The sequence below is a fragment of the Paenibacillus sp. FSL R5-0490 genome (genome assembly GCF_001956215.1).
In the GTDB taxonomy this organism is placed as follows: Bacteria; Bacillota; Bacilli; order Bacillales; family Cytobacillaceae; genus Cytobacillus.
Genome location: NZ_MRTQ01000011.1, coordinates 57,064 through 68,893, shown reverse-complemented (window position 1 = coordinate 68,893; position 11,830 = coordinate 57,064). Strand labels below are relative to the sequence as shown.

The following is an 11,830-nucleotide window of genomic DNA, read 5'->3' as shown; positions in this document are numbered from 1 at the left end:
ACTATTGAACCAATTCTTTTAATCTTTCATATGAAGCGGGATTTGGAGAATGAATTGAATCCTTTTTCCATTTAAGCGATTGGCTGCTCGTTTTATTTTTGTGGGCCATAATTTCTGCTGCGATACTCAGTGCTATTTCCTCAGGTGTCTCAGAGCCTATATCAAGACCTATAGGTGAATATATTTTTTCAACAGCTTTTGCAGGTATCATGAACCCTTGTGCTTGAAGATCCTTTTTAAGATTATTGAACCTTCTCTTCGGACCCAATAGGCCTATATAGCAAAGATTCTGCTTGAGCAATCCCTTCAAATAAACAAGGTCTTGTTCATAATGGTGAGTCATGATGATTGCATAAGAATTTTCACTCGCATTTAAATCTTCCGGAAACTCTCCCTGCGGCACTAAGTTCAATTCATCTGCGTAAGGAAAGTTATCCTTATTTAAATATCCTGGACGATGATCCACTATTGTTACTCTCCAATGTAAAAACTTTAATTGATCTATTAACGATGATGCATCTGGTCCTGCTCCGAAAATGATGATATGAGGCATCGGTGTAATCGTTTCCAAAAATAAAGTTACGGTTTCCTTTTTTCCATCCACCTCAATTGAATAATTTTCTTGAATCCCGCTTGACATAATCTTAAATAAGGGCAACTCAATATTTTCTAGAATAGTTCCTGGAAGAAGCGCATTATGATTACTTGATTTAATGACTGTACAGACTGGATATGGTTCCTTACTTAGAGATTGCTTTTTTAATACTTTGAATTGCTTTACAGCTGATTCTCTATTATTTACAGGATCTATAAGCGAAAGCAAAACTGTTATGACGCCATTGCACCCAACACCTAACCCCCATGGCACATTATGATCATTTCTTAGGTCATAAATAATCTGTTTTGGTTCACCTGTCTCAAATACATCCCTTGCATGTTCAAGCAAGTCTTGCTCAATGCACCCACCGCTAAGTACACCATAAGCAGTTCCATCTGAGAAAATGAGGCTTTTTGCCCCAACTTGGCGATAGGAAGAACCCTTTTTATCAATGATAGTTGCTAGGATTGCTTTTTCATTATTTCGAATGCATCTCTTAAGTTCATTTATAATCAAAGCTCCTTCGCTCCTTTGAATGTGTTAATTGAATTATATGAACATTCGTAATTTTGAGGTTTTAATATATTTGCAAATGATCTTTTAAAATATTATTAAAAAAGGATAAATCCCGAAATGGGACTTATCCTTATATTAATTATCCTTTATTTAATTTATAAAAAGACTTCTATATTCAGATGGTGTACAGCGTTCGCTTTTTTTAAAGGTCGTTGCAAAATACCCAGAACTAGTAAAGCCTATTTGATGGGCGATTACCTCAATAGGTAAAGAGGTCATTTTGAGCAATGACTTCGATTGCTCTATTCTATATGCAGTTAAATACTCGATAAAGGTTACACCCATTTCTTCCTTGAATAAACGGCTAAAATGGGAAGGGCTTAAATAGACTGAATCCGCAACCTGATTTAGTGTAATAGGGTTTTTAAAATGACTCTGAATATATTGAATAGATGATTCAATTGGATGGGCAAGATCGACATTTGGGGTATCTTCCCGCTTTCCTGTAAAACGGTTTGTCTCCGTCGATAGACTATGGACAATTATTCGCTCAAAAGCCTGTTTGATTTCACTTCTTGACACCGGTTTTAGCAAAAATGCTGAAAACCCTAGATTAATAGCACTTTGGACATATTCAAATATTTTTAGCTGAGTATAGATTATTACAGAAATTTCCGGATCCCACCGCTTTGCTTCTTTTCCCAGTTCGAAACCATTGTTGCCCGGCAAGGAGATCTCAACTATAAGGATGGAAGGCTTTAGCTGTTTAAGCATTAACAGTCCTTTTTCATATGTTTCTGCTTCATGTACAGAAAAATAATGATATTCACTGGAAGTTATAAACTCACGAAGGACATAACGGCTTTCGTATTCATCATCTACAATTAGCATATTGGGCATTTCAAGCCTCCTGCCTATTTCATGTTTAAAATATTGCTTTTATGATAAAAATTTGAAAGTCCCATCTATCTTTAATAACTTGATTTAATTTTTTTACGCATTATTTTTCCTACAGCCGTTTTTGGAAAAGATGCTTGAAAGATATATTTTCTTGGCCGTTTATAGTTTGATAATTTAGGGTGTCTTTTGCAAAACAAATCCAATTCATTAACGGTCAAAGATGGATCACTTGGAACGATATATGCAACCACCACTTGTCCCCAGCGTTCATCATCTTCCCCAACCACAACAGCTTCCTGAACCTTCTCATGTTCTAATAGTACAGATTCGACCTCTATAGGATATATATTATCTCCAGCTTGAAGAATCATTTCATCTAGGCGTCCTATCACAAACATATCTCCATCTTCATCTTTGTATCCTAAATCCCCTGTATAAAACCAATTTTGAATCACACTTCTTTTCGTATGATCCGGTTTATTCCAATACCCTTTAAACGATTCAGGGGAGCCGATATGAACAATAATTTCACCTATTTCTCCATCCTTAACGGTGTCAGCAGGTGTCTTGGAACGGCTGATATCAGGTTCTATAATCCTTAAATTTTGATGGATGCCTGGCTTCCCAACACATCCAGGCTTTTCCGAGATATGATCACAATAGGAATAGGTGTAAATTTCTGTACTGCCATAGTGGTTAATAAAATACTTGGGACGGAAAACTTCCATACATAAGCCAATTAATTTGCTTGTCATAGGAGCTCCTGCATACACAATAGTACGCAATTCATTAAAATTCGATTTATTCGCTTCAGGCAATGTTGCCATATCATGATACATATTAGGGAGCAGATATAGACTATTTATGTTTTCTTGTTCTATTAATTGAATAGCCTCATAAGAGTCGAAATCCCGAAGAATGATGAAGGTACCATTTAACAGCACCATACTAAGCAGGGAGCGCAATCCCATTGTGTGATACAGGGGTACTACCCCTAATGTGGAATCATGCCACTCATAATGACATTGGAAGATATGGGCAAAAGCAGCTGCATATTCATTTTGATGTGAACGTGGAACACCCTTTGGATTACCTGTTGTACCAGAAGTATATAAGATGACGGCTAAATCATTTTCATTGATTTGATTGGGATTAAAGTCGTAAGATTCTTGTTTTTTTAGTTCCTCATAATTAATATCCCCGCCATTTCCATCAATATTTATAAATACTGGCCTTTCCATGAACCTTTTTTTGTTAATTAAATACTCAGTCGAAACATCGTAGATAACAAATTTCGACTCTAAATCACTTAAACAATAATGAACGATTTCTTGGGATTGTCTAACATTTATTCCTGCAAATATAGCACCAAGTTTTTGAATGGCCCAGAATATAACCACTGTTTCAAAACGGTTTTTCAAAAGCACAGCTATTCGGTCATTTTTATTAACACCGAGTCTATGTAAGGAAGAGGCTACACTGTTAACCTCTAAACCCAGCTGCCGGTATGTATACCTTCTATCCCCGTCTATAATGGCAACCTTTTGAGGATGTCTTTCAATAGAATATTCAAATACTGTTCGAAGATCCAAAGAGATTCCTCCTTTAAAGTGCTTAACTACATAAAAATTCGCTAAAATCTGGGGAAACCCTTCTGACAAAGCAATATAGAAATATACACGAGTTATAAAGAAGCAAATATTATCTAAACAATACTTCCACAACTTATATCTATTAATAGATTTAGTGACACTATTTACAAATTGAATATTCTATAAGAAGAACTAATGAAGACAGAGATAAATATTTAAATCAATAGGTTAGTACGAAAAGACGGATTATCGAGGGTGTTCATAGTCATCACTGGGCAGGCAAAAGTTATAAGAAATGTTAACTTAATTATATTTTTTGATATACCGTATTCTATACGGATATTTCACGATTATTAAAAGGTACGTGCGACAACTTTTAGGAGTAGAATCAGGTAATTATGAAAAAGCTATTCAACTCAAAGCTGCCGCAAACCGAAATCCGTTTGAAAAGACTTTGTATCAGCGTCATATTATTGAGTCATGGTATGTATATAACCATCATTCTTCAATACAAAGAGCACCTATCCAAGTTAGAGTCAGAGATAGATGCCCTCGCAAAAGAAGTTCAAGAATATAATATTATCAAATCTATCTCAGGTATCTGAGAAAAGATCTCTGCAACGATCATTTCAGAAATTGGAGAAATAGAGTAAGTTTACAGCCACCCAAAACCGAATCACGAAAAGAAAATCTAGCAGGCTTTGTCACGCCTAATATATTGCTGTTCGTTGTGCGATTCGTGACTGTCGTAAGAGCAAAACAAGCGATGAGATTATTCCTCGAAATAAGAAATTACGAGAGTTCTATGATAAAAAAAGTGAAGAAGGAAAACCTTTTAAAGTAGCTGTTATTGCTTGTGTAAATAAGCTCTTACACTGGATATTTGCCCTTTTAAAAACAAAACGACTTTCCTAGATATAGCTTGGAACCAAAATAAAAGAAAATAGTACAAAACCTACCAAAAATATATAATTATCAATGCAGATGGCGTATACTTCAGTTTTCGAGAAGAAGTATTTATATCTAGAGGACGCTTCATAAATAGAAACGATGCCAAATCAAATCTGATCTTAGATAAATAGCGTGCTGCATTGCGCGCTATTCTTTATCGTTTTCAACACCTAAAGGTTATAAAAAATAATTCTAAACAAGCCCTTGTCTTTAGTTTCCAAATAGATCATATATTGACTTCATCAAGACTCAATCTCGAATTGCCAATTGTTCCTCCCTCATAAATAGTCAAGACGATTTTTTTACTCACCCTTTAGTGAATAAAAAAATCCACATCAAAAGGGAACTTTGATTATCGGTTGCACCTACAAGCGTAATTCAAAAATAAGCGTTAATCCTTCTAGGATCAACGCCATTTTTAATTTATAAATTTGCAGCCAATCTTGCCTTCTGTATGTTCAATTTCGTTATTTGATCTCGTTCAAATGTTCTTCCAGACGATTCCAAGTATCTGTAATACCCTGCAGCATACCCATTTCCATTACGGACTGGAGCGCCTCTGCGGATACATATTCTCCACGGTTAATTAATTTTGTTTTTCCGTCCACATCCACAAATTCCAGAGTCACTTCAGTAGAGGGCATATCCTCATTAATAGTCCCTTCAGCATCGGAAAAATAGTCAGTATAGCTGATCCTCTCCGGCTCGCTAATCTCCTTGTATATCCCCTTGCCCCAGGATTCCATGCCATAGAATTGGCCCTGATTCCGGTCGACACACTTCATGCAATAATGCCATACTCCACCAGGTCTGAAGTCTACGCTGCAAACCGGGAGCTCCCAGCCTCTCGGGCCCCACCAGTGTTTCAGGTGTTCGGGCTCTTTAAACATTCTATAGACAAGCTCGCGCGGTGCATCGAATACGCGTTCCAATACCAGCACCCGTTCATCTTCAACTCTTGAAAGCATTGCATTATTTGACATTATTACTCCTCCATTAGAAGCTGTATTTGAAAAACCGTCGCAACTCTAGAGACAGACCTTACCTGGGTTTATTCATCAATTCAAAGGTTTTTTGCCCTGCAATACGTTAAGGTAATCATCCAGCCTATCCATCCTGCCTTCCCATAATCGGCGATAGGAATCAAGCCACCTATCCAGTTCCTGAAACGGTTCATGCCTGATTTTATAAATCCTGCGGTTGGCGATCGGTTGAACTTCCACAAGACCAGCGTCACAAAGAACGCGAAGATGTTTTGAGGTTTGAGGCTGGTTTAAATCAAGCTTTTTGGCAATATCCCCCACCGGAAGTGCTCCCTCCAGCAGCAGGTCAATGATATCCAGGCGGTTGGGCTCAGCCAGTGCACTGAAAATTTGCCCGTTCATGTTGTATCATCTCCCAGCGTGATTTTGTTGACTTTTTCCATTTCTATTGTAGCTCCCACCCCCGATTCCTTAATTTTAACTTTCCATGATTATAATATACACTGTCAGGAATATTCCTGCAAAGGAATATTTTAAATATTTTAAAAAACGGACTTTATTAACCCTTATAGTCCTTCTTCTTCAGCAAAAGAAGGATTATATTTCCCGGAATAGAATTAAAAGATATACTTTTAAACTTATGCGTTACCTGGAAAATTAGGAACGATTTGTCTGAAAGCAATCGTATATCAAAAATACGGTACGCCAGATAATCTTAGATTGACAGATTTAGATAAACCAGTGCCCAGGGATCAAGAGGTACTCGTCAAGGTTCACGCAGCATCTGTGAATTATGGGAATCTTGTTCTTTTAAAAGGAAAACCATACCTGGCACGCTTTGCCTACGGTCTTCTCAAACCAAGACACACGGTACCAGGAGGTGACATCGCTGGTCAGGTGGAAGCAGTCGGCAAAGGCGTGACACAGTTTCAGCCAGGCGATAATGTGTACGGAGACCTTTCAGGCTGCGGCTGGGGCGGTTTTGCTGAATATGTATCTGTCCCTGAAAAGGCCCTGGCCATAAAACCAGCGAATCTTACTTACAAGGAGGCAGCCGCAGTTCCTATGGCGGGAGTCACAGCACTGCAGGCCTTAAGGAACAAAGGAAACATTCAAGCAGGACAGAGGGTCTTGATTTATGGGGCGTCAGGGGGTGTGGGAACTTTCGCCGTACAAATCGCCAAATCATTCGGTGCTGAGGTTACCGGTATATGCAGTACAAGAAACTTAGACATTTTGCGTACTCTTGGAGCAGATCATGCCATCGATTATAAAAAGGAGGATTTCGCCAAAAGGACAGAGAAGTATGACTTGATTCTGGCTGTTAACGGATATCAGCCCATTTCAGCTTATAAGCGGGCTTTAAAATCAAATGGAACTTATGTACTTTCCGGAGGTTCAGGAGCACAATTCACACAGGCGATGGTCATGGGGCCGTGGATTTCATTCACAGGGAATAAGAAAATGAGCAGCATGCTGCAGAGGCAAAATCAGGAAGACCTAATTTACATGAGCGAACTTATTGAAGCCGGAAAAGTAAAGCCGGTCATTGATCGATCATTTAAATTAAGTGAAGTGGACAAAGCTTTCAGATATTTTGAAGAAGGTCATGCTCAAGGAAAAGTGATCATTACGATTACAGAAGATTAATAGCGGTTAAGATTCATTGTGTGTTCAGTGCAAGGGAGAAGAAGAATCCCTTTACCCTCTTCTCCCCCTTATAAAAAATTGTGAGGCTATGAACATTCTGAAAGCAGCTTAAAAGGTTCTTGTACCCTATTGCCTGGTCAGTGAAGTAAGTTTATTCTAATGCTGTCTTACATAAGGTTCAACCATTTCCTGTTTTAAAATGTGTATCCATTTTAAAAGGCTGGCGGAGTCACAGAGAACAGAATCGCAGCTTTTTCTTCAAATATATTTTCCCACTTATGCTTCATATAAGCTGGTATTCTGACACTGTCACCTGCTTCTAATATGTATTCGGATTCATCCAGATACAGTTTGATTTTCCCTTGCAATATATAAGCAGCCTCTTCCCCTTTGTGCTCCAGAAGTTTCTCCGAAGAGGAGGTATCCGGCTGGATATACATGATCGCAGCTGCCAGTGACCCGGTAAATTCATGGGATAATAATTCATAGGAGATGTTTTCAACAACCATTTTTTTTCGTTCATTGTATCGTACGACTAAATCCTCTGTATTCGTCTCTTCGAGTAAAAAACTAAAGGTGGGTACATCAAGAGCCTTGGCTAGGACCTTCAGTGTCTGAATCGAAGGATTGGCTAATCCCCGTTCAATCTGACTTAACATGGAAGGTGTAATGTCAGCTATTTTGGCTAATTCTCTGCTGCTATAACCCTTCTCTTTTCTGAATTTCTCCACTTTTTTGCCAATATCTATATTTTCCATGGAACCGCTCCTTGAATTTTTTAAATTATTTGAACAAAACAGGAACAACATGTGTTAAATTATATTTAACATTTGTTAATTCAATTTTACCACAAGGGTAAGGAGTGAAAAAAATGAATGATTTCTTTACGTTTTTAATTCTTTCTTTGTTTGTGGTCATGAGTCCCGGAATTGATACTGCCCTTATAACAAAAAGGACGATTTCAGACGGAAGGACAGATGGCTATAAAATGGGGCTGGGCATTACAGCAGGTTCTTTGGTGCATACCTTTGCGGCTGCTTTTGGCCTATCAGCCATTTTAATGCAGTCCGCTGCTGCATTTGAAGTCATTAAATTTGCCGGGGCGGTTTATTTGATTTACCTGGGGCTATCTTCATTCATCAGCATGAAAAAGAAGAAGAATGCTGATTTAGAAACTGAAGTAAAATCAGACATGAAAAAGTCTGCCTTTAAACAAGGACTCCTTTCAAACGTGCTTAATCCCAAAGTTGCGATGTTCTTCTTAACCTTTCTGCCGCAATTTGTGAAGGCAGGCGAAAACGCACAGCAGCAGCTGATCATCATGGGGATTATATACACATTGCTGAGCATATTCTGGTTTTTCTTATACGTCTACTTCATCAATTACATGCGGGAATGGCTTATGTCCCCAAAGGTTCAAAGGGTTATGGAAAAAGCAACAGGTGTTGTGTTAATTGGTTTTGGATTAAAATTAGCGCTGGATAAACAGCATTAAATTGCAAAAAAACATTGGATAGCCCAATGTTTTTTTTACGCTGATGCACCCCAGCGAATAGAAACGTGGACCACATGCAGATTACAGGGTAACCTGATGATCACAATTTACTCTTCAATTTAGCAAGGAGTTGTCAATGGAGAAAGAGCAGCAATGCTTCGGCAATCAATGATAAATTCTCTTTCTGCCGGAACTTGTGCCGCCGCTTCCGGCGGCTGGGAGAAGGTAAAGATTGCGCAGCACGTCCCTTCTTTAAACCGGACAAAAGAATACTCAGTGGGCTGAGGGCTTTGACCAGGACCTAAAGCTAAAAATTCCGCAGTACCTTTCAGCAAAATCAAAAACCTCTGCCCTTCTCTCGCATTCCTTAAAATACTGCAGGCACATCCCTCACATGCTGAAGGCAGCAGTTCACACCACCAGCATTTTCCTAAACTAAACATACAATCACCTCCTTAATAACTATCATATTTCTGAAAATTCATTTGGACAGACCATTGTTCCGATGTTTAAAAAATGAGTACATAGCCCACCTGGATTACAAAAGGAAGTGGTAGTCCTGAACATTTGCTTATCAAAACAGTGCCAAAAAATGTACAATAAGCAGTTGATTATTATCACATTCATACTGTATGATACATAGTATAAACCATATAGTGTATGACATATAGTATATTAAGTGAGGTGAGTGAATGAGCACGCTGCTGAATTCGTTAACAACCGAACTGCGCAGAGGAACATTGACGCTGGCAGTGCTGAGCCAGCTTCGGACACCGCAATACGGATATTCACTGGTTCAGTTATTGGAGGACTCCGGCATCAATATTGATCAGAGCACATTATATCCATTGCTGCGGCGTCTGGAAAAACAAGAGCTTGTCACAAGCAGCTGGGATCATACGGAGAGCCGGCCGCGCAAGTATTATGTTTTAAGCGAACTGGGTCTGGAGACATTTCTGCAACTGAGAGAAGAATGGATTAAGAATTCCAAACAGCTTTTCGGGCTGTTAAAGGGGGATGAGGAAGATGAATTTAATTGAGGTTTATATACAGGAAGTGACCCGGAGGCTGCCTGAAAAGAGCCGTGCGGATATCGCACTCGAGCTGCATTCAACAATCGGGGATATGCTTCCGGATGATTACAATGAGGAAGATGTTAAGGATGTGCTCAGCAAATTGGGCAGTCCCGCAGCCCTGGCGGCAGGATACCGGGATCAGCCGATGCATCTGATCGGGCCGCGTTATTTTGATGTATATGTATCCCTTTTAAAAATGATCCTGCCGATTGCCGCAGCGATTTCATTGATTTCACTTGCTGCGGAGTTTATTTTTAATTTTAACCGTGATGAAACCATCATCAATGCCATACTCGAATTAATGGGCTACGGAATTTGGAGACTCATTGAAGTGGCTGTGCAGGTGTTTTTCTGGCTGACGATTGTATTCGCCGTTATTGAGAGGATGGATAAAGGAAAAGAGCAGCATCCTTTATCACCCAGCTTAAAACCGTGGACTCCAGACGATTTGAAAAGCATTACGTATATTCCGAAGAAAAAAGCCATTTCCAAGTTTGAGGTGTTCGGAAGCTTAATGTGGACTGCCATTTGGGCAACCCTTTACTTTTATGCCGACCGGCTGATGGGTGTCTATAGAGGCGGAGGTGAAGGACTGGAATTTAAGATTCCCGCGGTCAACCAGGATGTCCTGCTCGGATATTGGCCAATCGTTGTGGTCATCATTGCAATTGAAGCGGGCCTCGCTCTCTACAAACTCATCATTGGCCAATGGACGAAAAGAATGGCGATCTTCAATACCATCCTTGAACTGCTTGCCACCATCGTGTTCATCTTCATCCTGCTGAACCCGAATTTGCTCCAGGCAGAATTTATTGCATACATGACAGATTTATTTGCAATATCAGCTGCCCAATTGAAGAGCTGGCTGCTCAGCAGCATCATCATTATTTTCATCATTTATGCAGGAATCAGTATTTATGATGGATTCCGCAAATCAAGAATCACCGCTTAAACAAGAACAGACACACTGATTGTCCAGTGTGTCTGTTTTTTACAAATTAAAAATAATCCCCATAATCGAATAAATAATCACCGTCGAAAAAAGAACTGTCATATGGACAAGCGAAAAGATAAACAGTGATTTTGCCCATTTTTCAGGATCCATCCGTTTATAGCCGTAGATACTGAGTACGAGCCAGGCAATCCCGAGGAGCAATGCTACGAGCATAAGGCCGATGCTTAAGGAACCTAACAGAAAGCTGATCCCGATCAGAATAACTAAATAAACATTCGTCTGGATATATGTCCTTCTGACGCCTTTAACAACAGGCAGCATCGGCACATTCGCCGCTTTATATTCATCATGCTTCCGGATGGCGATCGCATAAAAGTGCGGCATTTGCCAGATGATGGTGATGATAAACAGCCCAAGGATCGCGGGATGCGTGATATCCGGATGGATGGCAGCCCAGCCGATAAGCGGCGGCATCGCACCTGAAATGCTTCCGATCTCCGTGTTATAAATGGTTCTTCGTTTGCTCCACATCGTGTAAGGGACCACATAAAAAAACAGCCCCAAAAATCCTAGCAGCCCCGCTAACGGAGTCGTGAAGGCAAGAGCGAGAATTCCAAACACAGACATGAGGCTAGCAAGCCACAATACCTGCTTTGGCTTGATTTCCCCTGTAACAGTTGGTCTGCTTTGAGTCCGCTTCATGATCGAATCGATATCACGGTCATATAAATTATTAAAAGCCCCTGCTGCTCCCATTACAAGGCTTGAACCTATAAAGGCCAGCAGAATTTCGGGCAGCTTCTCCAGAAGGCCGAAGTCATACGTATATAAGGCCAGTGTTAATCCTGCAAACATCGGGATTAGATTGGATTTAATAATCCCTGTTTTGACTGTCAGTGCGAGGATCTTTGATAAAGGCCGTCCCTGCGTCTTCAGGGTTGCTTCCTCTTTCATGATCAATTCTTCCCCTTTTAATTATTCTCTCTTTCTCTATACACCAATACTCATTATACACCTATTATAACAGGAGTTGATGCTCAATGATTTCTGAAAAATCCCAATGCTGGTAAACTCTCTGCAAAAAGAAAAGAGAACCTTGCCTGCCGCTTAGTCC

General features: G+C 39.7%; 12 protein-coding genes and 1 pseudogene. 5 read left to right on the top strand and 8 right to left on the bottom strand.

The window, feature by feature from the left end:
* Nucleotide 1 precedes the first annotated feature (1 nt).
* From BK139_RS11000 to BK139_RS10990, 3 genes are all read right to left on the bottom strand, one after another.
* A complete protein-coding gene (locus BK139_RS11000) occupies nucleotides 2-1,114 on the bottom strand; it encodes an XdhC family protein (protein WP_076258549.1) in 1,113 nt (370 codons plus the stop codon).
* Nucleotides 1,115-1,264: 150 nt separating this feature from the next.
* Nucleotides 1,265-2,014 (bottom strand): response regulator transcription factor, encoded by a 750-nt coding sequence (locus tag BK139_RS10995; protein ID WP_076258547.1) that lies wholly within the window; start codon nucleotides 2,012-2,014, stop codon nucleotides 1,265-1,267.
* A gap of 71 nt (nucleotides 2,015-2,085) precedes the next feature.
* Nucleotides 2,086-3,606, bottom strand: a complete 1,521-nt coding sequence (locus tag BK139_RS10990; RefSeq protein WP_076258545.1) for a class I adenylate-forming enzyme family protein — start codon at nucleotides 3,604-3,606, stop codon at nucleotides 2,086-2,088.
* A 400-nt stretch (nucleotides 3,607-4,006) separates the two neighbouring features.
* On the opposite strand from BK139_RS10990, the pseudogene BK139_RS10985 reads away from it, so the two are divergent.
* A pseudogene (locus BK139_RS10985) lies at nucleotides 4,007-4,553 on the top strand (transposase); the annotation flags it as partial.
* A 471-nt stretch (nucleotides 4,554-5,024) separates the two neighbouring features.
* Here the strand turns inward: BK139_RS10985 and BK139_RS10980 are convergent.
* Both BK139_RS10980 and BK139_RS10975 read right to left on the bottom strand, forming a co-directional pair.
* On the bottom strand, nucleotides 5,025-5,540 hold the full coding sequence (locus BK139_RS10980; RefSeq protein WP_076258543.1) for an SRPBCC family protein: 516 nt from the start codon (nucleotides 5,538-5,540) through the stop codon (nucleotides 5,025-5,027).
* 75 nt (nucleotides 5,541-5,615) lie between these two features.
* The gene (locus BK139_RS10975) at nucleotides 5,616-5,942 is read right to left on the bottom strand and encodes an ArsR/SmtB family transcription factor (RefSeq protein WP_076258540.1); all 327 of its coding nucleotides are present in this window, start codon (nucleotides 5,940-5,942) and stop codon (nucleotides 5,616-5,618) included.
* 270 nt (nucleotides 5,943-6,212) lie between these two features.
* On the opposite strand from BK139_RS10975, the gene BK139_RS10970 reads away from it, so the two are divergent.
* Nucleotides 6,213-7,190: an NAD(P)-dependent alcohol dehydrogenase gene (locus BK139_RS10970; protein ID WP_076258538.1), complete on the top strand. Its 978-nt coding sequence runs from the start codon at nucleotides 6,213-6,215 to the stop codon at nucleotides 7,188-7,190.
* 212 nt (nucleotides 7,191-7,402) lie between these two features.
* On the opposite strand, the gene BK139_RS10965 is transcribed toward BK139_RS10970, so the two are convergent.
* Nucleotides 7,403-7,948: a helix-turn-helix domain-containing protein gene (locus BK139_RS10965; protein WP_076258536.1), complete on the bottom strand. Its 546-nt coding sequence runs from the start codon at nucleotides 7,946-7,948 to the stop codon at nucleotides 7,403-7,405.
* A 113-nt stretch (nucleotides 7,949-8,061) separates the two neighbouring features.
* Here BK139_RS10965 and BK139_RS10960 point away from each other — a divergent pair, with 113 nt between their 5' ends.
* Nucleotides 8,062-8,685 (top strand): LysE family translocator, encoded by a 624-nt coding sequence (locus tag BK139_RS10960; RefSeq protein ID WP_076258534.1) that lies wholly within the window; start codon nucleotides 8,062-8,064, stop codon nucleotides 8,683-8,685.
* Between the two features lie 119 nt (nucleotides 8,686-8,804).
* On the opposite strand, the gene BK139_RS10955 is transcribed toward BK139_RS10960, so the two are convergent.
* A complete protein-coding gene (locus BK139_RS10955; RefSeq protein WP_076258531.1) occupies nucleotides 8,805-9,128 on the bottom strand; it encodes a hypothetical protein in 324 nt (107 codons plus the stop codon).
* 249 nt (nucleotides 9,129-9,377) lie between these two features.
* Between BK139_RS10955 and BK139_RS10950 the strand changes: the two genes are divergently transcribed.
* Nucleotides 9,378-9,725 (top strand): PadR family transcriptional regulator, encoded by a 348-nt coding sequence (locus tag BK139_RS10950; protein WP_019382190.1) that lies wholly within the window; start codon nucleotides 9,378-9,380, stop codon nucleotides 9,723-9,725.
* Nucleotides 9,712-10,713, top strand: a complete 1,002-nt coding sequence (locus BK139_RS10945; protein WP_076258528.1) for an HAAS signaling domain-containing protein — start codon at nucleotides 9,712-9,714, stop codon at nucleotides 10,711-10,713. Before BK139_RS10950 ends, BK139_RS10945 begins: the two co-directional genes overlap by 14 nt.
* 39 nt (nucleotides 10,714-10,752) lie before the next feature.
* Here BK139_RS10945 and cyoE read toward each other — a convergent pair whose 3' ends face one another.
* Nucleotides 10,753-11,670, bottom strand: a complete 918-nt coding sequence (gene cyoE, locus BK139_RS10940; protein WP_076258526.1) for a heme o synthase — start codon at nucleotides 11,668-11,670, stop codon at nucleotides 10,753-10,755.
* Nucleotides 11,671-11,830: the final 160 nt, after the last annotated feature.